This is a genomic window from Pseudarthrobacter sp. AG30 (genome assembly GCF_003116525.1).
Lineage (GTDB): Bacteria > Actinomycetota > Actinomycetes > Actinomycetales > Micrococcaceae > Arthrobacter.
Map to the genome: position 1 here is coordinate 18219 of NZ_QEHL01000018.1, position 20949 is coordinate 39167.

The following is a 20949-nucleotide window of genomic DNA, read 5'->3' on the forward strand; positions in this document are numbered from 1 at the left end:
ACATATGACTCTGCGGGATGCCTGGTGATACGTTCCCAAAGGCCCTATCAGGCGCCGGCACCGCAGTAACAGGGAATGGATTCGGGATATGAAGCGCGTAGTGGACCAGGTGCGCGCGCTGCACCGGCTGGAACCGGCCACCAACGACCATCTTGCGGCGCTCCGGGTTGCCCTGAGTGTCGCAGCCCCCTCCCTGGTCCTGTTGGCCTTGGGCAGGACTGACCTGATCATCTACGCCGTGTTCGGTGCCCTTACCGGGATGTACGGCCGCTCGGAGCCCCACCAGTTGCGGCTTCGGCACCAAGGCCAGGCCGCCTTGGTACTGCTCTGCGGAGTGGCCGTGGGGATCACGCTGTCCATCAACCACCTCCATTCCTGGTGGCTGGTGGCCGTGGAAGCCACCCTTGCCGGGGTGGGCTCCGTCTACTCGGACCGGGTGCGGCTGAAACCCAACGGACCCTTCTTCGGCATCCTGGCCCTCGGAGCCTGCGCTTCCGTTCCTGTCGCGGTCCCTTGGTATGTGGCGATGCTCATCGCCGGCGGATCGGCTGTGTTCTCCATGGCTGTGGGCTTCAGCGGCTGGATACGGCGCAGGTCCTGGGAACCCGGCGCCACCAGGGCCGTGCCCTCCCCCACCCCGGCGGGCCGGCGTGAGCTGCTGGTCCACGCCGCACGGTATGTGCTGGCCGTGGGCGCAGCCGGAACAGTGGGCGTCCTCAGCGGCAGCGGCCATCCGCACTGGGCCATGGCAGCCGCGGCAGTGCCGCTCGCCGGGGCGGACCTTCCCAGCCGTGTCCGGCGCGGCATCCACCGCATCGTGGGGACCTTCCTGGGCCTGGCCGTGACCGCCGTCGTCCTCCTTCCGGCACCCTGGACGCTGGCCGGGCTCTACCCCGCGTTCCAGGAGCCCGCGCGCCATGCCCAGGTGCTGGCCCTCCTGGTGATCCTTTTCCAGTTCGCCACCGAGCTGTTCATGACCAGGCACTACGGCTTGGCCATGGTCTGGTTCACCCCGGTGATCCTGCTCATGACCCAACTGGCCTCGCCGGCCGAACCGGGGGTCCTGATCCTGGAGCGGGCCGTGGAAACGTTGGTGGGCGCGCTGCTGGGCATCCTGGTAGTGGTGGCCGTCCGCCGCTCCGGGCCGCAAGCAGGCACCGGCTTCGAAGGCCCGGTACAGCTACCCGGGGTTGCGCTCCGGCTTGGGTTTGCGCGCCGGTCCCGCCATTAGCCGCGCCGGCGCCAGCTTGGCCACGGCGGCCACCGCCTTGTAGCGCCTGGAAGGCACGGACACCGCCTTGCCGCGCTCGTTGTCCGCCAGGCCTTCCCGCACCACCCGCTCCGCACGCAGCCACGTCCAGGACGGGGCCACGGACTTGTCCATGCCCATCCGGTCGTGGAACTCGGTATGCGTAAACCCCGGACATACCGCGGTGACCTGGATCCCGCGCCGGCGGTACGCCAGGTTGGCCCACCGGCTGAAACTGACCAGCCATGCTTTCGCTGCCGAGTAGGTGCCGCGGGGTAGGAAGGCGGCCACGCTGGCCACATTGATGATCCTGCCCTCCCCGCGTTCGAGCATTCCGCCGAGCGCCGCGTGGGTGAGCACCATGGCCGTTTCCACGTGCAGCTTCAGGTGGTCTTTTTCCGCCCCGATCGGGTTGTCCTCGAAGTTGTGCAGCAGCCCGATACCGGCATTGTTCACCAGGATGCCCACCGGCCGCGCGGGGTCCTTGAGACGTTCGACGACGGCGGCGACGTCGGCGTCCACCGTGAGGTCAGCGGGCAGGACCTCAGCCGTGATTCCGTACCGCCGGTGCAGGTCCGCCGCGGTTTCCTCCAGGCGGGAGGCGCTGCGGGCCACCAGGACAAGGGGGTGCCCCTGGGCCGCGAGCTGCTTGGCGAATTCGTGTCCCAGCCCGGCGCTGGCTCCGGTAACGAGTGCGATTGTTGGCGTCATGCTGCCAGCCTAACCAGTTGCCGGTACTACACCCCTGCGAACCGGGCCAGCGGGTTGGCCAGGCGTCCGGCCAGCTGCAGGCCGCCGGAGGGATCGGAGAGGTCCAGCATGTGCTGGTTGTTGCGCAGCTGCAGCCGGTTGAGGCAGGACAGTGGAAAGTCCGGGGCGAACAGGTTGTGTCTTGCGAACTGGTCCGCAAGCTCTGGATGCTCCGCCTGGTAGTCCCGGATGGCTGCGGCTGCGGTGCGCCAGAACTCCTCTTGGGGCAGGGTGCCGTCCTCGTCCAGCAGGGCCGCGAGGAAGCGGAAGATGCAGTCGAAGACGTCGGTGAAGATCGCCAATACCTTCTCCCCGTCAGGAATCGCGGCCTTGATCCTTGCGGCTTCGGCGGGCACCTCCAGCCGGTCCCCCATCACGACGATTTCCTCGGCGATGTCCTTCATGACGGCCCGCACGGGCACGCCGTTTTCCAGGACCAGGATGACGTTTTCGCCGTGCGGCATGAACGCCAGCTCATAGCGGCAGAGGCAGTGCACCAGGGGAACCAGGTAGGCCTCGAAGTACCGGCGGAGCCATGTGGCGGGCGCCAGTCCGGAACGTTCGATCAGTGCGGCGGCCATCGGTTTTCCTGCCGCATCCACATGCAGGAGCGACGCCATGGTGGCCAGCTGCCCGCCGTCGCGCAGCAGCGGCAGCGGACTTTCCCGCCACAGGGCGGACAGCATCTTCCGGTACGGTGAGCCTTCCGCGGAGCCGGCCTCGTAATGCGGGTTGTGGTAACCGACGGCGGCCACCTCGCCGATCATGGTGAACCCGCGGCGCTGCAGTGCCGGGTCTGAGCCGATTAGGTCCCGCAGCCAGTCGTTGATGGCGGGCGTCGCCTTCATGTACTGCGGGGAGAGTCCGCGCATGAAGCCCATGTTCAGCACGGACAGGGCGGTCTTGACGTAGTGCTTGGCGGGGGCGCCGGTGTTGAAGAACGTCCTGATCGACTGCTGCGCCTGGTATTGATCGGTTCCCCTGCCCAGGTGGACGATGCGTTGCCGGGCGATCTCCGCCGCGAACGTACCCGTGAGCTTGTTCTGCCACTGCCAGGGATGCACCGGCATGAGGAAGTACTGCTCCGGCTCGAGTCCCTGTTCCGCCAGCACGGCGTGGAAAGTGTCCAGCAGCGGCCCCAGTTCGGCGGCCAGGTGTGTCCGGTAGTCCAGCCCGGCAGCCGCGGTGAAGACGGCGCAGCTGCGGTGCACGGCGATCCATTCCAGGCGCACGGCGGCACCGGTTTCGGGAGCGAAGGCGTGGTAATCGCCGATGCCGAAGCCCAGCCGGCCGTTGTTGGCCACGAAGCAGGGGTGGCCTTCGGACATGCTGCGTTCGATGGCCTGGAAATCGGCGGCAGCGTCCGCGCCGCGGGTTATTCCGGCCGCCAGTTCCGCCGAGTCCGGCCTGCGGTCCGCCAGTTTGTAGGCGTGTCCGGCCAGCGTGCTGCTGATTTCTTCCAGGTAGACCGGAAGCATGGAGATGGTGATGCCGAGGGTCGTGTGGAAGGCCGTGATGAACTCCATGGCCTCCAGCGGCGCCTCGGCGCCCTCGTGGAGATGCCGGATTGAACCGGCGTCGATGGACCAGTGGTCCAGGTCCAGGATCCGCGCGTCGAAACGGTACTCGCGGGTTCCGTCGTCGCTGACCACCCGATAGCTGGCGGCGTGGTCCATCTCCTGAAGGCGCTCAGGCGCAAGGATCCGTTCGTGCGAGAACTCGGCGAGCGCCTTGCGGAGCAGATGCCGGTTGGCTGCCTCCCAGCGGTGCGGGCTGAGGTGGGAAACGTCGGACGGGAAGGCAGCGGCCGGGGCGGGGTAGAGGTCAGTGGTCACAGTGGTGCTCCATTGCGGTCGAGGTGGCGGGCAAGCGGATTGGGGCGGTGAGAAGGTTCAAAGCCCGGGCAGCCAGGTAGTCCTCCCGGCTGCAAAAGCTCAGGAGCGCGTCCTTGTCCGGGAGGGCCACCACCCCCTCGGGGCGGAAGCCGAGCCGTTTATTGAGGGCGTGGATCCGGGTATTCCGGACGTCGGGTTCCACCACGATCCGGTCCACCCCGGGTTTGGCGAACAGCCGGGCCAGCACGGCATCCATGACGGCCGTGGTGAACCCGGCCACAGGAGCGTCCGACGGCGGGGCCACCAGCAGGTGCATGCCGGCGTCACCGGGCCGGACCGGGTAGGCCGTGGCCAGCGGTGAGGACGCGGGCAGGTACTCCTCAACGAGGAAGGCCGGAATGCCGTCGTCGAGCCCCAGCAGGGCGTGGTGGTGTCCGCTCGCCTGGATGGCGGCGTACTCCTTTTCGACGTCGTCAACGCCGGAGGCCAGCATTCCCCAAAAGGAGGCGTAGGGCCGCGTGACCCAGCTGTGCAGGAGCGGGGCGTCGGCCGCGGGGTCGACGCAGCGGAACGTGAATCTCATGCGGGCACCTCCGCCGTGATGCTCTCCGGTGCGCCGAACTGTTGGAACGCGATGCTGCGTTCCACCGGATAGACCTCCCGGCCGCTAATTGCCCGGAGGATGCACGAGTTGCGGTAGGCGCCCATGCCCAGGTCCGGGGCGGCGAATCCGTGGGTGTGCAGCTCGGCGTTCTGGACGAAGATCTCTCCGGGTTCCACGCCGGTGCTGTAGTTGCGGTCCACCGCAAAACGGCCCCCGCTGTCCCGGGCAATCCTGTCCCGGATTCCCGCGAGGAACTCCGGTTCCCGGTAGGTGTAGCCGGTGGCGAAAACCACGGCGTCGCTGTCCAGGGTGTAGGCGGTGCCCTGCTCGTCGTGGTGCAGGCCCAGGGTGTGGGTTCCGGCGGCGGCGTCCCATGCGGCGGCTGTGAGCGTGGAATGGGTCAGCAGCCGCGTGTCCACCATCCCGGCGAGGCTCCGGGTGTAGAGGAGGTCGTAGATTGCGTCGATCAGGTCCGCGTTGATGCCCTTGTAGAGGTTCTTCTGCGTCTTGTTGAGGTGGTCGCGGCGGTGCGGCGGGAGGCCATGGAAGTAGTCCACGTACTCGGGCGAGGTCATCTCGAGGGTCAGTTTGGTGTACTCCAGGGGAAAGAACCGGCCGGAACGGGTCACCCAGTCCAGCCGGTACCCGTAGGCGTCCGCGTCCGTGAGCAGGTCATAGTAGATCTCCGCCGCGCTCTGCCCGCTGCCCACGATGGTGATGCTGCGGCGCTGCTGCAGGTCCGCCTTCCGGGCCAGGTAGTCGGCATTGTGGAAGGCCATGCCCCCGCGGCCTGCGGCGGCCTCGGCCATGATGCCATGGCCGGCTTCCGGTACGTAGGGGCTGGTGCCGGTGCCCAGCACCAGCCGGCGGGCGGAAAGTACCTCCGTGCCGCCGGGGCCGGAGACGGCCAGCCGGTACACGCCGTCGTCGTACGCCGCATCCAGCACGGTTGTGCCAAAACGTACCGAAGGCAATTGCCCGGCCACCCACTGGCAGTACTGGTTGTATTCGGCTCGCAGCGGGTAGAAGTCCTCGCGGATGTAGAACCGGTACAGCCGGCCGGTCTGCTTGAGGAAGTTCAGGAACGAGTAGGGCGAGGTGGGGTCCGCCATGGTCACCAGGTCCGCCAGGAAAGGGACCTGCAGGTGGGCCGGCTCCAGCATCATGCCGGGGTGCCACTCGAAGGATTCGCGCTGGTCGAGGAAGATGCCGGCCAGGCCCTCGACGGGCTCAGCCAGGGCGGCGAGGCCAAGGTTGAAGGGGCCGACGCCGATGGCTGCGAAGTCATGGACGTGGCCGGTTGCGGGGGTGGTCATGCGGCGGCACCGTCCTGCAGGAGGTCCGCGCCGGTGCGGCGCAGGAGGTCGATGATGCCGGCGATGTCCTCTAGGGTGGCTTCGGCATTGAGGAGGGTGAACTTCAGGTAGTGGCGGCCACCCACCGTGGTCCCGGCAACCACCGCCCGCCCGGACGCGAAGACGGCGGCGCGCACGGCAGGATTGAGCGCGTCGGCGGCGTCCTCACTGAGCCGCGCTCCCCCGTCCAGCCGCGGGCGGTAGCGGAACACCAGGGTGCTGAGCTGCGGCGGTGCCGCGATTTCGAAGTCGTCGTCTGCCTCCAGGAGCAATCCGACGCGCCCCGCGAGGTCGATGGCTTCGTCGAACAGCGCGCCGATGGCGTCCGCCCCCATGATCCGCAGCGTGAGCCACAGTTTCAGGGCGTCGAAGCGGCGGGTGGTCTGGAGGCTCTTGTCCACCTGGTTGGGAATGTCCGCGAGGGCAGCACTTTCCGGGTTCAGGTAGTCGGCGTAGTAGGTGACGTGCCGCAGCATGGCCCTGTCGCGGACCAGAAGCGCGCTGGAGCTGACGGGCTGGAAGAAGGTCTTGTGGAAATCAACGGTGACCGAGTCCGCGAACCGGGTCCCGTCCAGGAGGTGCCGGTACCGGCCGGAGACCATGAGGCCGCCGCCGTAGGCGGCGTCCACGTGGAGCCAGGCGCCGGAGGCATGGGCAAGGGCGGCGAGGTCTGCGAGGGGGTCCACCGCGCCAAAGTCGGTGGTCCCGGCGGTGGCCACCACCGCCATCGGGACCAGGCCGGCCCGGTGTGCGTCGGCCAGGGCATCGGCCAGGGCTTCGGGGTCCATCCGGCGGTCCGGCGTGCAGGGGACGTTGATGACGGCGTCGAATCCGAGGCCGAGCAGGGCGGCCGACTTTTGGATGCTGAAGTGGCTGTCCACGGAGGCGAAGATCCGGAGTTTATCCAGCAGCGCCGGGAGGCGGAGGCCGCTGCGGGCCGGGTCCTGGCGGAGGGCCGCAACTGCGTGGTTGCGGGCGACCAGTAGCGCCTGCAGGTTGGACTGGCTGCCGCCGGACGTGAAGATACCGTCAGCGGCGGCACCCAGGTGCAGCCGTTGCGCGGTCCAGTCGATGACGCGGCGCTCGATCATGGTGGCCCCCGCGCTTTGGTCCCAGGTGTCCAGCGAGGAGTTGACGGCGGAAAGGACGGCCTCGCCCACCAGTGCCGGGATCACCACCGGGCAGTTGAGGTGCGCCGCGTATTTGGGGTCATGGAAATAGACGGCGTCGCGCAGGTAGACGTCCTCGAGCTCCTCCAGTGCCGCAGCGGTGTCCCGCAGCGGCACGTCCAGGTCAACCGCCCCCACCCGGGCCTCCAGCGCTGACGGTTCGACGCCGGTAAAGGGCCGGGTGGTCCGCTCCAGCTTGGTGGCCACGGCAGTGACACCCTGCAGGACCTGCGCCACGTACCGGGCTGAATTCCTGGCATTGAGGAGGTGGTTGCTGGCCCCGAGCGCCAGTTCCAGCCGGGAGGCAAAGTCCTGGCCGGCGGAAGCGGCTGGCGGGCCCTGTGGTGAGGCGGTGGCGGGAAGCTGTGTTTCCACGTGCGGAGCAGGGTGGGGCATCAGCGGCATGGGTTTCCTTTGCTGGGCACTGCCGGAGTGGCAGTGGTCGGAGCGGGCAGGGCTGGAGCGGAACACCCCTGCCCTGCCTTCTTGTAAGGTAAGCCTTACTTAGGTAACCCTTTTAATCAAACTTTTGTGATGTATTTCGTGATGAACCGCGAATTCAGCGCTCCGGGGCACCGGCAGGTCCCCGCGACGCTACGCTTGGGGTCAAGCGGGTACTAGGGATTGCGGGCCATCACCAGATGCCGGAACTTGTGCATCAATTAGTAAGCATGCTTTTCTTATGGGGTAGATGAACCTCCGCAAGCAGTTCGCGGCGGGACTGCCGGCCATGGCGGTTCCGTGAAAGAAGCCCAAGGAAGAACATGATGACCACCACAATGGATGAGCAGCTGATGGCGTTTGGGGAGCGCCGCGAACCGGCTGAGCAGTTTCCGGCCGCCACGGTACCTGTCGATGCAGGACTGCTGGTGACCCTCAATTCGCGCATGCACTGCCGCACGCCGATGCAGCTTGTCGATCACGGGGAACTTCCGGTCCGGCAGCCCGTTTACGTTGACGGAACCTCCGTGGTGGCACTGCGGCCGGAGGCGGCCGAAACCGTCACCACCTACCGCTGTGCCTGCGGCTTCACCATCGACGACCCCGGGACCGCCTGGGCGGTCAGCGATTCGGCCCTGGCCAGCTGACTCTGCTCCGAGCGCGGGCGCCGGCCCGCGGCCAGCGAATGTGATCGGCGGATGCGATCAGAGGATGGGGCCGGCGGGCGGTCAGCGCTCGGGCCAGTCCACGAACTGTTCGTAGCCCTCGTGCTTGCGGAGGTAGCTGGACATAAACGGGCAGTGCGGAATGATGCGTTTTCCGGTGGCCACCACGTCATCCAGGGCAAAATGCGCCAGCACCTTGCCCAGCCCCTGCCCCTCGAAGTCCTGGCCCGTTTCGGTATGGGTGAAGTCGATATGTCCCGGCAGGTCGTGGAAGAAGGCCTGGACAGCGAGCCTGCCGTCCACCAGGAGTTCGTACCGGTGGTCCGCGTCGTTGCGCCGCAGGGTGACGTTGGGGGTGAACTTATCCTCTGTGGACATGGTGTTCTCGGTCATGGTTTGACACTGGCACTACTTCACCCCGCTGGCAATGCCCCTTCGGCCGCGCCTCCGGCGGGAGGTGGTCCGGGCCGCCGGCCCGCCCGCCGGCCGTCGCGGGGGCCTGGTCCCGGCCGATGGCCGTCGCCGCAGCGGAAACCCGCCCAGCAGGAGGATCGCCGCGGAAAAGCACAAGGTGCCGGCAGCCAGCAGCCCCAGTGACAATCCGTTGAGGGCGGCGTCCGCCGCGGGAAGGAAGACCACGACGACGGCGGCCGCAGCCAAGGCGGGCCGGCTGCGGTAGGCGTGTGGCGCCGTTACCCGGTCCTCAAGGCGGCCGAAGGCGGCAGCGACGGGGAGCAGCAGGACGACCAGGGCCAGGACCACCACGGGCCGCGACCACCACCACGCGGCGGTGCCGGCGCCGGGCTTGGGGAACGGCACCAGGAGCAGCAGCCCTGACATCGCGCCCAGCAGCGGCAGGTGCCACAAGTACACCGTCAGGGACCGGCTGCCCGCCACGCCCACGAGGCGGCCAATCCAGCGGACCTCGGCGAGCGACGCGAGGACCGGCCGCGCCAGCTCCATCGCGGCCAGCTGGGAGACGGCCAACAGGACCAGGGTGAGGTTGGGTGGATTGAGGTTCACCAGCATGTTGCCGGTGTACAGGCCCAGCCCCGTCACCACACCCAACGCAAGGTTTGCTGCCAACGCGATGGCCAGCAGGCCCGAACGGGAAAGCCGGGACGTCCAGCCGTCGGCCGCCAGGAAGCCCAGTTGCTGCACTGCGCACCACACGAACACCAGGTTCGCGTAGGCAAGGTTCGGCAGCGCCCCCCGGAGGCAATCCACGGCAACCACCAGGCCGAGGAGCAGGCCCAGCGCCAGCCAGGGGGAACGCGCATGGAGCGCCGCCAGGACCGGAATGTTCAACTGCGCCGCGAGGTAGGCGGCCAGGAACCACAGCGGCATGCCGGCGCCGGTGGCCATGAGCTGGACCACCTGAGGGTCCACCCCGAGGGCACGGGCCAACAACAGTCCCAGGACCATCGCCGCAAGCAGCGCGGTGGCGGGACGGACCAGCCGCAGCAGCCGTGCACGGATGAACTGGGCCGCCGTCCCGCCGCGCGCCTTCAGCCGGCGCCAGGACTGCAGGCCGGTCACACCCCCGGTAACGAAGAACAGGGGCATGACCATGAAGATCCAGATGACGGGGACAAACCAGTCCTGGTCGCCAAGGGTGTTCTCCGTTGTCACGGTCCCGTCCGGGTGCAGGACCGGACTGACCATCATGGAATGGCCCACCACCACCAATGCCAGGCAGACGAAGCGGACAAGGTCGATCGCCGGATCACGGGCTGCCGTGTCCGACTGCTTTTCGTTCCCTTGACCCCGCCGCACCGCGTGGCCTTACAGCGTCCCGGCCCTGTTCACAGCACCATTCTGCGCCTGTTGCCGGTGGTGTAGAAGAGGCAGGGGTGCCGGGCTAGAGCACAGCCACCAGGCCCAGGACGACGGCGAGCAGCGGCGTTGCGCCCTGGGTGGCCGCCGCGCGGAGGTACTTGCGGCCGCTGAGGGCCAGGACCACGGCCGCCAGGAGCATGGAGCCGCAGCTTGAAAACACCAGGGTCCAGCCCGCCACGTGCTGCGCCGGACCGGCCCCGAACACCACCAGGCCGATTCCGACCAGGGCACCCACTGCCAGGAACAGGTTGTAGAACCCCTGGTTGTACGCCAGCGGCCTGGTGATCTCTGCATGGTCCTGGGATCCGATGCTGAAGCGTTTCCACGTGGCGGGCCGGGTCCAGGTCACGGATTCCATGGTGAAGATGAAAACGTGCAGCGCCGCGGCGAGGAAGGCAAAAAAGAGGGAGGCCAGGATCATGGCTTGATCCTAGCCTCCCCCGGAGTGGGGTCTTTCCTACCGTGCCAGCGTGGCCAGCGTGGCGGTGGCGAACTCCTTGGCCGAGTGGTTCCACCGGGCCAGCAGGCCCTGCAGGTTTTCGCCGTCCGCACGGTGGGCGGGCAGCTGGTCCTGGAGGGTGGCCAGCACGCCGGTCCGCAGCTCGGTGTTGAAGTTGACCTTGCCTACGTTCATGGCCGCGGCTTTCACCAGTTCCCCGGCGGGGATGCCGGAAGCGCCGTGCAGCACCAGCGGAATGTGGACCCGGGCCGCAATGTCCTGGAGCACGTCCCAGCGCAGCCGCGGCTCGCCCTTGTACTTGCCGTGGACATTGCCCACGGCCACGGCAAGCAGTTCCGCGCCGGTACGGGACACGAAGTCCTCCACCCGCGCCGAGTCGGTCAGGCCTGCAACGTCGGCGCCGGACTGGTCTGCACCGAAGGCGCGGTCCTCGTCGCCGGCCAGGCCGCCAAGTTCCGCTTCGAGCACGACGTCCGGGCCCAGCAGGGCGCGGGCCGACTTGACCAGGGCAATGTTGTCCTCGTAGGGAAGGGATGAACCGTCGGCGAGGACCGAATCCGCCCCTGCCGCGACGGCGTCGGCCATCACCTTGAGGTCGCTGGCGTGGTCAAGCTGCACGGCAACCGGAACCGCGGCCGCGTCGGCCAGGGTGCGGAGCGCCGCTATGAGCCTGAGCCCGTTCGCGGTAGCCGCGGTCTTGGGTGCCACCAGCAGGATGGCACCACGTCCTGATTCCTCTGCGGCGCCCACCACGGCCAGCGCGGTGGTGAAGTCGTAGCAGGTGAAGGCCGGCACGGCGGAACCCTGCTGCAGGGCGGTGGTGACCAGGTGGTCCAGTCGGGTACGCATCAGACGCCCAGGCCTCCCACCAGGATCCAGGCCACGAAGGTCAGCGCGAAGCCGGCCAGGCCCAGGATGGTAGTCAGGACGGTCCAGGTCTTCAGGCCGTCCGAGACGGTCAGGCCGTAGTAGCGCACCACCACCCAGAAGCCGGCGTCCGTGACGTGGGAGAGGCCCAAGGCGCCGAAGCCGATGGCGATCACGATCACCGCGATCTGGGCCGGGCTGTAGCCGCCGCCGCTGACCGCTGCGGAGAGCAGGCCGGTGGTGGTCACGATGGCCACGGTGGCCGAACCCTGGGCGGCACGCAGTGCGAGGGAAATGATGAAGCCGAGCAGCAGCAGCGGCACGCCGAGCGTGTCCAGGGTCTTGGAGAGCGCCCCGCCGATGCCCGAGACCTGCAGGACGTTGCCGAAGACGCCGCCGGCAGCCACCACCATCAGGATGGAGGCGATGGGAGGCAGGGCGCCTTCGAAGATTTCACCGGTCTCCTTGAAGGACCAGCCGCGGCGGACCGCGAGCAGGAAGAAGGACAGCGCCACGGCCACCAGCAGGGCCAGGAACGGGTTGCCGATGAAGGCTGCCAGGCCGTAGAGGGGATCGCTCTTGGGGAGGATGAGGGTGCCGGCGGTACCCAGGAGGATCTGCACGATCGGGGCGGCGATCAGGAAAATGATCAGGCCCGGGCGAGGGGGTGCGATGGCGGCGGCACCGGGGCCGTCGTGGCCCACCTTGACCAGTGAGTCGGAACCGAACTCCTCCACCTGGGTCTTCACGGCCGGCAGCAGCTCGTAGTCCTTGCGGTTCATGATGGACGCCACCCAGTAGGACAGGAAGCCGAGCGGAATGCAGATGAGCAGTGAGATCAGGGCGATCAGCCCGATGTCGGCACCCAGCACGCCGGCGCCGGCAACGATTCCCGGGTGCGGCGGAACGGCCACGTGGATGGCGAGCATGATGCCGGCCATGGGCAGGCCGAACTTGACCGGGTGGACCTTGGCGATCTTGGCGAAGGCGTAGACGATGGGGACCAGCACGATGATGCCGACTTCGAAGAACACGGGGATGGCCACCAGGAAGCCGACGGCGGTCAGCGCCACGGCCACCCGGCGGGCGCCGAGTTTGCGGGTGAAGTGGTCGGCCAGCGACTGGACACCGCCGGAGACCTCGATCATGCGGCCCAGCACGGCGCCGAGCGCGATCAGGATCGCCACCTTGCCCATGGTGCTGCCCACGCCGCCGGACACCACGGTGAAGATGTCCTGCAGCGGGATCGTGGCGGCCACGGCAACCAGGATGCTGACGGTCAGCAGGGCCACGAACGCCTGGATCTTGAAGCGGATGATCATCACCAGCAGGATGGCGATGCCAACGGCGGCGATGGTGAGCAGCAGCGGGGTGCCCAGCTCCACGGCGGGCTTGATGGCCGGAGCATCGGCCGCCCGCTGTATCAGCGGGCTCATCAGGTGGTTCACGGGAAATGTCTCCTTTGACGTGCCGGTCCGGGGCAGACGGGCATCAGGTATCACGGCGGGGATGGAACGCTGCGGAACAAAGCCGCAACGCTGGGAGGTGCGACGACGGCGGAGGGGGGACCGCCGTCGTCGTACCGTTCGGGGGGGGGAGAGACGCTTACTTGGTCCGTTTGGCCGGGGCGACCACCTTGATGACGGCGGAGTCATCGGCGGCGGCGAGGCCTTGGGCCTGGCCCAGCAGGTAGAGCTGCTCGGCGGCGGCGGCAACGGGGGCTGCCAGCCCGGCCGCGCGGGTGGCTTTGCCCACGATGCCCATGTCCTTGACGAAGATGTCCAGGCGGGACAGGACCTCGGCGCCTTCCTCGTTGTAGGCCTCCAGGATGCGGGGGCCACGGTTGGAGAGCATGAAGGAACCGGCAGCGCCGGCTTCGAGGGCGGCGAGGGTCTTGGCCTGGTCCAGTCCCAGCGCGTCGGCCAGGGCCAGGGCCTCGGCGGCCGCGGCGATGTGGACGCCGCACAGGAGCTGGTTGACGGTCTTCAGGGCCTGGCCATCGCCGGGGTTGTCACCCACCACGGTGAGCGTGGAGGCCAGCAGGTCTAGGGCCGGCGCGGCCTTTTCGCGGGCTTCGGGGGACGCGCCGACGACGATCAGCAGGTCGCCTTCGCCGGCGCGCTTGGGGCCGCCGGACAGCGGGGCGTCCACCAGGTCCACCCCGTATTCGGCCAGCTTGGCCACGGTGGCGGGGATGGCGTCGGTGCCCACCGTGCTGCCGAGGATGACGACGGCGCCCGGCTCCAGGACGGAGGCCACGCCGTTTTCGCCGAAGAGGACGTCGTTGAGCTGCTCGCCGTTGCGGACGGCCAGGAGCACGGCGTCCGCGCCCTTGGCGGCTTCGCGGGCGGTGGTGAAGGTGGCGATGCCGGCTTCTTCGGCGAGCTTGAGGCGGGGCTCGGCGATGTCGAAGCCGTGGACTGTGAGCTGGGAGGCCAGTCGGGTGGCCATGGGCAGGCCCATGGCGCCGAGGCCCAGGACGGTGATGGTGTAGTTGCTGGTCATGGTGTTCTCCGTTGAATTTGTTCGGAACTCTTAGAACTTGTTGCTGAGCTTGCGGGTGACCTGGGCCAGGGAGTCGTCGTCGCCCACGTTGCCGGCGAACACGATGTAGGGGATGCCCTTGGCGGGGCCGTCCACCGGTTCCCAGAGGCTGACGATGCCCGGGAGCATGGGGCCGCGGACAATGCCGTGCCGGATTTCCAGGCCGTGGGCGGCGACGTCGGAGGACGTGATCCCGCCCTTGGCGATGACGAACCGCGGCGGGAAGGTCTTCAGGGTCCGGTTGACCACGTCCACGACGGCGGCGGAGACGGTACGGGCGATCCGCAGGCTTTCGGCGGGGTCGTCCGTCTTGATCAGCAGGCGGCTGGTGTGGACGATCACGTCGCCGGCGTGGAGGGCCTCGACCACGGCGTCCACCGTGCGGTCCAGGTGCTCCTTGGCGTTGGGGTCGGCTGTTCCAGCTTCGGCGGCGAGGAGCTTCTCGACGTCGATCTCGATGATGCGCGCCGAGCTGTGTTCGGCGGTGAGGACGTTGAGCTGCCGGGTGGTCACGCCGACGTGCGAGCCCACCACGATCAGGCCGCCCGCCTCCGACGGGGTGTTGCCTGCGTAGGCCTCTTCGGAAGTCAGTGCGGCCCGGATCTCCTGGCCGATGCGGCCGCGGACGAACGGCGGGCCCACTCGGTAGAGGAGCTTCTTGCCGCGGCGTTCTGCCTCTTCCAGTCCCAGCGCCAGGGCGCGGAAGTCATTCTCGGTGACGATGTCGGCCACGATGGGCGTGGAATCGGTGGCGGGCTCGATGGCGTCCGCGATCGCCTTGGCGGAGATGGCCGGGTCCTGGGCGGCTGCGCCGGCACGGATGATGTTCAGGTCCAGGACGATCACTGAGTCCGCCGGGAACCTGCCCTGGGATTTCTCGGCGACGTAGTCGGCCATGACGGAGGTGCTGAAGCCGAAGGACGCATCCTTGGCGAATTCGGTCTCGGAGACGGGGACCACGGTGCCCTTGGCGTCACCGGTGCCGCGCATGTAGTGGACGCCGCCGATGGTGAGCCGGCCGGCGTCTGGGAATGCGGGGACCAGGACCACGCCGTCGGTCGTCTCGCCGCTGACCCCGGCAACGGTGGCCGCGATGACGTCAGGCTCAAGGGGGTAGTGGCCGCGGAGGGTGGAGTCGCTGCGGCTGACGAATCCCAGCCGCAGGGAGTCGGGCGATCCTGCCGCCGCGAGGGCGTTGCGGACCACTTCCTCATTGCGGGCAGCCGCTTCGGCGGGGTCGAGGGACCGGGTGTTGGTGAGGACGTAGACCGCGGGCTTTCCCTGCGCAAAAGCCCAGCTGAAGTCCTCTACGTCCCACCTGGTGAGCACGGGGAGGTCTGCCACGGACTGGGTGCCGGTGGGGTCGTCGTCGAGCACCACCAGGACGCGGGGAACCTCTGCGTTGGAAGCGGCCAGGGAGCCGGCAACGAGCCCTGCGGGGATCTCGAGGTCAGCCGGATAGGCGGCCAGAAGGTCTGCTTCAAGCGTCAAAGTGCACTCCATTGTGTAGCGATCCGGGACCCGGATACTGATGTAAAGGTAACTGTAAGATGTCTGACATCTTGCATTTGAATGTTAGTGTGGCACACGGCATAAAGACGCGCAAGTAGACTTGTCTGACATATCCGCCGGGCGTTGGCCGGAAGCAGGAAGCGGGGGAACCATGGCAAGGAAATCGCTGGTCGGCATCGTGGCCGATGAGCTGCTGGACCGCATCATCGAAGGCGAGTTTCCGCCCGGCGCCACGGTTCCGGGCGAACTGGAACTCAGCGCCCGCCATGAAGTCAGCCGCATGACGGTCCGTGAGGCGATGAAGACGCTCCAGGCCCAGCAGATCCTCAGCGTCGAACGAGGGCGGGGGACGTTCGTCAACCCCCTGAGCCGGTGGACATCGCTGGAAGCGGTGCTGCGGGCGGCATCGGAGGGCAAGAACGACGCCGACGCCTCCATCCAGCTCATCGAGCTCCGCCGGATGCTGGAAACCGGAGCCTGCGAACTTGCCGCCGGACGCATCTCGGAGGAGGACATTGCCTCCTTGTTCGCCTACGTCTCGGCCATGAAGGCCGCCAACAGCATCAACGACGTCGCAGCGTTCGTAGAGGCCGATCTCGGCTTCCACGATGTCATCCTGCGCGCGTCGGGGAACGTCTTCGTCTCCGTCCTGTTCGAGCCGCTGCACCGCGTCCTGGAAAAGCGCCGTGCCGAGACGTCGGCGGTACCGGCCATCCAGGAACACGCCATCGGACACCACCAGAACATCGCCGAGGCCCTTGAGTCCCGCGACCCGGCCCGCTCCCGCACCGCCATGGACGCCCACATGCAGCAGACCCTGGACGACCTGCGGAACCTGGTCCTGCCCGCCAAGTGAGCCCGCGGGCGGCCTGCATGAAGGGGGCAGGTCCTCTGGTCAACGCTCTCGCAGTGCCACTAGGCTTCAGGGACGGCCCGCAACCGGGAGCAACGATGATCACGAGGAGCGAAGTTGTCCAACCACACGTACAGCATTTCTGAAATTGTCGGCACCTCCACCGAAGGCGTGGACGACGCGGTCCGGAACGGGATCGCCAAAGCCTCCCAGACCCTCCGGAACCTCGACTGGTTCGAGGTGAAGGAGATCCGCGGCCACCTGGAGGAAGGCAAGGTCGCTGACTGGCAGGTAACCATCAAACTCGGCTTCCGGCTGGAAGATCACTGAGCACTCCAGCCTTAACGCCGGGAGGTCGTGAAGCACTGGCTTCACGACCTCCCGATTTTAAGCTCGTTGCCCCGGGCTCGTGCCTTAGTTGGCTGTTCCCGGGCTGCGGCGCCGCCAGACCGTTGGGACGCCGTCGAACGCGGGGAAAACCTGGCCTTCGAAGAAGGACAGGACGGTGCGGGAATCGGAGTCCGGGCTCCAGAGTCCGGAGGCCGGGCAGTGCGAACCCGTGGCTGTGGACGTGGCGCCGGCGGAGGCCTGGCGTTCCTTCAGCAGTGCGATGCGTTTCATCGTTGAGACCATCCTGGGGTGGTAAGAACCGGGCGGGGAAGCTTGTTCTTCAACCCTAGGAAACAGTCGGCCGAAGCCCAATGGGCGGCTGGCCAGAATCGGTGCCATTCGCTGGACGAATGTACAGTTACGGTACCGAGCCGCGGCGCTTAGTCCGCCGGCCCGCCGTCGGCCACCGTGGCTGCGTCCCGCAGCGCGCCTGCATCTCCCGCACCGGGAGCACTGGGGGCACCCAGGCTGCCAAGCAGGGCCAATGCGTCCGACGACGGCGAGCCCGGACGAGCGGAATACACCCGCAGCATCTGGTCGGGATCCTCCGGCAGGACCAGGTTCTCGAAGTTCAATTCCAGGTCGCCCACCGCCGGATGGTGCAGCCGGACAGTGCCCGCCGCCCTCGTGGCCACCCGGTGCCCGGCCCACCACTGGCGGAAATGCTCGCTGTTCACGGCCAACTCCCCCACCAGGTGGTTGGCCTGCGGATCGTTGGGATGCCGGCCCACGTCGAGCCGAAGGGATCCGGCGGCTTCGGCAGCCACCGTCTTCCAGTCCCTGAAAAGCTCCCGCGCCGCTGGATCAAGGATGGTCCAGCGGGTGAGGTTCCGCTCCGCCGCCGGCAGCGCCGGAAAATCGGCGAACAGCAGGAACGCCATCCGGTTGCCGGCCAGGACATCGCTGCGCCGGCCCAGCACCAGGGCGGGCACCTCCCCCACCGCGTCGAGGAGCTGGCGCAGCGCGGGCCGGACGCCCTGCGCTGCGGCCGTACCGGCCTCGCGCGGACCACCGGCACAGTTCTCCAGCAGGTCCAGCATGTGCGCGTGCTCGCTGCTGTCCAGCCGCAGCGCCCTCGCGACGGCGTCCAGGACGGTGCGTGAGGGGTGGATGTTGCGCCCCTGCTCCAGCCGGACGTAGTAGTCGGTACTGACCCCGGCCAGCCGCGCCACTTCCTCCCGCCGCAGCCCCGGAACCCTGCGGGCACCGGTGCTGGGACCCGTTCCGGCAACCTCCGGACTCAGCCGGGACCGCATGGCTTTGAGGAATTTTCCGAACTCGGCGCTTTGACCCATGCAGACCATTCTGCCCGGGAAGGGTGCCCCGCTCCACCCAAAAGGTAGGACTGGGAATCCTAGGAAAAACAGGAACAGCCTTCTCTGCTGACTTGTCGGGCAAAAGTGCATAGGCTCAGGAGTGAGCCAGCGGAAACCGCTTTCTTCGTCGAGCAGCCGGCACCGATCCACATCACCATCGTCCTAGGAGCACACCCATGTTAGAGCTGACACTCAACAACGGCGTCACCATCCCGCAACTTGGCTTCGGCGTTTTCCAGGTTCCGCCGGAAGACACCCAGCGCACCGTCGAGGACGCCCTCGAGGCCGGCTACCGCCACATCGATACCGCCGCCGCCTACCGCAACGAGGCCGGAGTGGGTGCGGCGCTTGCCGCCACCGGCATCGCCCGCGACGAGATCTTCGTAACCACCAAGCTGCGCAACGGCGAGCAGGGCCGCGCGCAGGAGGCGTTCCAAAACAGCCGCAAAGCACTGGGCCTGGACTTCATCGACCTCTACCTCATCCACTGGCCGGTGCCCTCACAGGGTTTGTTCGTCCAGGCGTGGAAGGAGATGGAGCGGTTGTACCAGAACAAGGAAATCCGCGCGATCGGGGTCTCGAACTTCTTGTCCGACCACCTGGACACCCTGCTTGAGTCCGCCGAAACCGTCCCCGCCGTCAACCAGATCGAACTGCACCCCAGCTACCAGCAGGCGGACCTCGCCGCAAAGTGCCGGGACCTGGGCATCGCCGTGGAGGCGTACAGCCCGCTGGGCCAGGGCGGGGACCTGAACGGAAACGCCGTCACCGCGATTGCCAGCGCCCACGAGGCCACCACCGCCCAAGTGGTACTCGCCTGGCACCTGGCCCAGGGAAACATCGTCATCCCCAAGTCGGCCAACCCCGGCCGGATCCGGGAAAACTTCGCGGCATCATCGCTCACGCTCTCCGCCGACGAACTGGCCGCCATCACGGCACTTGAGTCCGGTGCCCGCATCGGGTCCGATCCCGCCGTCGCGGCCTTCACCCAGATGTAGGTTTCGACAAGCCCGACCACCGGGCCGACAAGCTCCACCACCGAAAGGATCTTCCGTGCAGTACACCCACCTGGGCCGCTCCGGCCTGAAAGTTTCCCGCCTCTGCCTTGGCACCATGAACTTCGGGCCGCAGACGGAGGAAGCGGACGCCCACAGCATCATGGACTCCGCCCACGCGTCCGGCATCAACTTCTTCGACACCGCCAACGTCTACGGCGGGGCAGACCACCGCGGCTGGACCGAGGAAATCATTGGGCGCTGGTTCGCCAAGGGCGGCGAGCGCCGCGAGCACACCGTCCTGGCCACCAAGCTCTACGGCACCATGACGGACCGGCCCAACGAGTCCAAGCTCTCGGCACTGAACATCCGCAGGGCCCTGGATGCGAGCCTCAAGCGGCTGCAGACGGACTACATCGATGTGTACCAGTTCCACCACATCGACCGTGACACACCGTGGGACGAGATCTGGCAGGCCATCGAAGTGGCGGTGCAGCAGGGAAAGATCCTGTACTCCGGCAGCAGCAACTTCGCCGGCTGGCACATCGCCCAGGCCCAGGAAGCGGCGCGGCGCCGGAATTACACCGGGCTGGTCAGCGAACAGTCCATCTACAACCTGTTCATGCGGCAGGTGGAGCTGGAAGTCATCCCGGCGGCCCAGCAGTACGGCCTGGGCCTGATCCCCTGGTCACCGCTGCAGGGCGGCTTGCTGGGCGGCGTGCTGAAGAAGGAGCGGCAGGGCGTGCGGCGTACCGAAGGCCGCGCCGCCGAGACGCTGAAGAAGCATGAAGACCAGATCCGCCAGTACGAGGACTTCGCCGACGAACTGGGGCACGAACCGGGCGACATCGCACTGGCGTGGCTGCTGCACCAGCCCGCCGTGACCGCCCCGATCGTGGGCCCGCGCACGCAGGAACAACTGGATGCCGCCATCCGCGCCCTGGACGTCACACTCGACGCAGACGCGCTCAAGCGGCTTGACGACATCTTCCCCGGCCACCGCACGGCACCGGAAGACTACGCGTGGTAACTCCCCTGGCTGCCGGCACGGTGGCGCCACGGAACCTCCTCTTCATCGGCGGCACCGGGGTGATCAGCGCGGCGGCGGCAGAACACGCCGTCGCGCTCGGCCACCGGCTGACCATCCTGAACCGGGGCCAATCCACCAGGCCGGTTCCGGACGGTGCTGAAGTGCTGCACGCGGACGTCCGGGATGCGTTCGCGGTCCGTGAGGTGCTGGGCGGCAGGGAGTTCGACGCCGTGGCGGACTTCATCGCCTATACCCCGGACCAGGCGCAAGCCAGCATGGATCTGTTCCGGGACCGGGCGGGCCAGTACGTCTTCATCAGCTCCGCTTCCGCCTACCAGAAGCCGCCCACCAGGCTGCCCATCCTGGAGTCCACGCCGTTGAAGAACCCCTTCTGGCAGTACTCCCGGGACAAGATCGCGTGCGAGGAGCTGTTGTTCCGGGCCTACCGGGAAGAGGACTTTCCGATGACCGTGGTCCGGCCGTCGCACACCTACGACCGCACCAAAATCGCCATGGTGGGCGGCTGGACGGACATCCACCGGATGCGGAGCGGGCTTCCGGTCATGGTGCACGGCGATGGCACGTCACTCTGGACGCTGACGCACAGCAAAGACTTCGCGAAGGCGTTTGTTGGCCTGCTCGGAAGGCCCCAGGCGGTGGGTGAAAGCTACACCATCACCTCCGACGAATACCTGCCGTGGAACCAGATCTACCGGCTGTTCGCCCGGGCGGCCGGCGTCCGTGAACCCGAACTGGTGCACGTGGCATCCCAGACCATCGCCGCGCACGACCAGGAACTGGGGTCAAACCTGCTGGGCGACCGGTCCCACTCGGTGGTCTTCGATAACACCAAGATCAAATCCTTGGTCCCGGACTACACCGCCACCATCCCGTTTGCGGACGGAGCCCGGGAAATTGTCCAGTGGTACGACGCCCACCCGGAGCTGCAGCAGGTCAACGAGGCCTACATGCAGCTTTCGGACAAGCTCACCGGCTGGGCCCGGCAAGGCGCCTGATCCGTACCTGCCGGCGTGGCCGGCCTGCCGCACCATCCCGCGGCAGGCCGGCCACAGTG

21 protein-coding genes are annotated in these 20949 nt (G+C 67.7%); 7 read left to right on the plus strand and 14 right to left on the minus strand.

The features are described 5' to 3' along the window. The first annotated feature begins 88 nt into the window (after nt 1–88). Nucleotides 89–1231, plus strand: coding sequence for an FUSC family protein (locus DC347_RS15945; RefSeq protein WP_109863633.1), 1143 nt, complete (start codon nt 89–91; stop codon nt 1229–1231). Here DC347_RS15945 and DC347_RS15950 read toward each other — a convergent pair. From DC347_RS15950 to DC347_RS15970, 5 genes are read right to left on the minus strand one after another with little or no spacing between them, the layout of a single operon-like run. Then, nucleotides 1181–1960, minus strand: coding sequence for an SDR family oxidoreductase (locus tag DC347_RS15950; protein ID WP_109863634.1), 780 nt, complete (start codon nt 1958–1960; stop codon nt 1181–1183). The genes DC347_RS15945 and DC347_RS15950 overlap by 51 nt on opposite strands. Nucleotides 1961–1986: 26 nt before the next feature. Then, complete coding sequence (locus tag DC347_RS15955) at nt 1987–3834, minus strand: IucA/IucC family siderophore biosynthesis protein (protein ID WP_109863635.1); 1848 nt, start codon at nt 3832–3834, stop codon at nt 1987–1989. Next, entirely contained in the window at nt 3824–4417 is a 594-nt protein-coding gene (locus tag DC347_RS15960) for a GNAT family N-acetyltransferase (protein ID WP_109863636.1), read from the minus strand. The genes DC347_RS15955 and DC347_RS15960 overlap by 11 nt, the downstream gene beginning before the upstream one ends. Further along, the gene (locus DC347_RS15965) at nt 4414–5754 is read right to left on the minus strand and encodes a lysine N(6)-hydroxylase/L-ornithine N(5)-oxygenase family protein (protein ID WP_109863637.1); all 1341 of its coding nucleotides are present in this window, start codon (nt 5752–5754) and stop codon (nt 4414–4416) included. The genes DC347_RS15960 and DC347_RS15965 overlap by 4 nt, the downstream gene beginning before the upstream one ends. After that, a complete protein-coding gene (locus tag DC347_RS15970; RefSeq protein WP_240617824.1) occupies nt 5751–7367 on the minus strand; it encodes an aspartate aminotransferase family protein in 1617 nt (538 codons plus the stop codon). Before DC347_RS15970 ends, DC347_RS15965 begins: the two co-directional genes overlap by 4 nt. A gap of 359 nt (nt 7368–7726) precedes the next feature. Here DC347_RS15970 and DC347_RS15975 point away from each other — a divergent pair, with 359 nt between their 5' ends. Next, nucleotides 7727–8050, plus strand: coding sequence for a hypothetical protein (locus DC347_RS15975; protein ID WP_109863638.1), 324 nt, complete (start codon nt 7727–7729; stop codon nt 8048–8050). Between the two features lie 81 nt (nt 8051–8131). Here DC347_RS15975 and DC347_RS15980 read toward each other — a convergent pair whose 3' ends face one another. The 7 genes from DC347_RS15980 to DC347_RS16010 all read right to left on the minus strand — a co-directional run bounded on the left by DC347_RS15980 (nt 8132) and on the right by DC347_RS16010 (nt 15269). Continuing rightward, the gene (locus DC347_RS15980; RefSeq protein ID WP_018763726.1) at nt 8132–8461 is read right to left on the minus strand and encodes a GNAT family N-acetyltransferase; all 330 of its coding nucleotides are present in this window, start codon (nt 8459–8461) and stop codon (nt 8132–8134) included. A gap of 15 nt (nt 8462–8476) precedes the next feature. Further along, nucleotides 8477–9844, minus strand: coding sequence for an acyltransferase (locus tag DC347_RS15985; RefSeq protein ID WP_109863639.1), 1368 nt, complete (start codon nt 9842–9844; stop codon nt 8477–8479). Nucleotides 9845–9929: 85 nt separating this feature from the next. Further along, a complete protein-coding gene (locus DC347_RS15990; RefSeq protein WP_018763728.1) occupies nt 9930–10328 on the minus strand; it encodes a DUF1304 domain-containing protein in 399 nt (132 codons plus the stop codon). Between the two features lie 36 nt (nt 10329–10364). Beyond that, the gene (locus DC347_RS15995; RefSeq protein WP_109863640.1) at nt 10365–11216 is read right to left on the minus strand and encodes a class II fructose-bisphosphate aldolase; all 852 of its coding nucleotides are present in this window, start codon (nt 11214–11216) and stop codon (nt 10365–10367) included. Then, the gene (locus DC347_RS16000; RefSeq protein WP_018763730.1) at nt 11216–12682 is read right to left on the minus strand and encodes a GntP family transporter; all 1467 of its coding nucleotides are present in this window, start codon (nt 12680–12682) and stop codon (nt 11216–11218) included. Before DC347_RS16000 ends, DC347_RS15995 begins: the two co-directional genes overlap by 1 nt. Before the next feature lie 157 nt (nt 12683–12839). Next, the gene (locus tag DC347_RS16005; protein ID WP_018763731.1) at nt 12840–13739 is read right to left on the minus strand and encodes an NAD(P)-dependent oxidoreductase; all 900 of its coding nucleotides are present in this window, start codon (nt 13737–13739) and stop codon (nt 12840–12842) included. Nucleotides 13740–13769: 30 nt separating this feature from the next. Continuing rightward, the gene (locus DC347_RS16010; protein ID WP_109863641.1) at nt 13770–15269 is read right to left on the minus strand and encodes a four-carbon acid sugar kinase family protein; all 1500 of its coding nucleotides are present in this window, start codon (nt 15267–15269) and stop codon (nt 13770–13772) included. 172 nt (nt 15270–15441) lie between these two features. Here DC347_RS16010 and DC347_RS16015 point away from each other — a divergent pair, with 172 nt between their 5' ends. Both DC347_RS16015 and DC347_RS16020 read left to right on the plus strand, forming a co-directional pair. After that, nucleotides 15442–16146: a FadR/GntR family transcriptional regulator gene (locus tag DC347_RS16015; RefSeq protein ID WP_018763733.1), complete on the plus strand. Its 705-nt coding sequence runs from the start codon at nt 15442–15444 to the stop codon at nt 16144–16146. Between the two features lie 114 nt (nt 16147–16260). Further along, on the plus strand, nt 16261–16473 hold the full coding sequence (locus DC347_RS16020; RefSeq protein ID WP_018763734.1) for a dodecin: 213 nt from the start codon (nt 16261–16263) through the stop codon (nt 16471–16473). A gap of 84 nt (nt 16474–16557) precedes the next feature. On the opposite strand, the gene DC347_RS16025 is transcribed toward DC347_RS16020, so the two are convergent. Together DC347_RS16025 and DC347_RS16030 are read right to left on the minus strand one after the other, a co-directional pair. Beyond that, nucleotides 16558–16764: a hypothetical protein gene (locus DC347_RS16025; protein ID WP_018763735.1), complete on the minus strand. Its 207-nt coding sequence runs from the start codon at nt 16762–16764 to the stop codon at nt 16558–16560. 149 nt (nt 16765–16913) lie between these two features. After that, on the minus strand, nt 16914–17828 hold the full coding sequence (locus tag DC347_RS16030) for a helix-turn-helix domain-containing protein (RefSeq protein ID WP_109863642.1): 915 nt from the start codon (nt 17826–17828) through the stop codon (nt 16914–16916). Between the two features lie 197 nt (nt 17829–18025). Between DC347_RS16030 and DC347_RS16035 the strand changes: the two genes are divergently transcribed. Genes DC347_RS16035 through DC347_RS16045 form a run of 3 tightly spaced genes read left to right on the plus strand, consistent with a single transcriptional unit; the run spans nt 18026 to nt 20890 of the window. Then, nucleotides 18026–18847, plus strand: coding sequence for an aldo/keto reductase (locus tag DC347_RS16035; protein WP_109863643.1), 822 nt, complete (start codon nt 18026–18028; stop codon nt 18845–18847). Between the two features lie 55 nt (nt 18848–18902). Beyond that, the gene (locus tag DC347_RS16040; protein WP_109863644.1) at nt 18903–19874 is read left to right on the plus strand and encodes an aldo/keto reductase; all 972 of its coding nucleotides are present in this window, start codon (nt 18903–18905) and stop codon (nt 19872–19874) included. Then, nucleotides 19868–20890 carry an NAD-dependent epimerase/dehydratase family protein gene (locus tag DC347_RS16045; protein WP_109863645.1) on the plus strand — a complete coding sequence of 341 codons (1023 nt, stop codon included), beginning with the start codon at nt 19868–19870 and terminating at the stop codon, nt 20888–20890. The genes DC347_RS16040 and DC347_RS16045 overlap by 7 nt, the downstream gene beginning before the upstream one ends. The last annotated feature ends 59 nt before the right edge of the window (nt 20891–20949 follow it).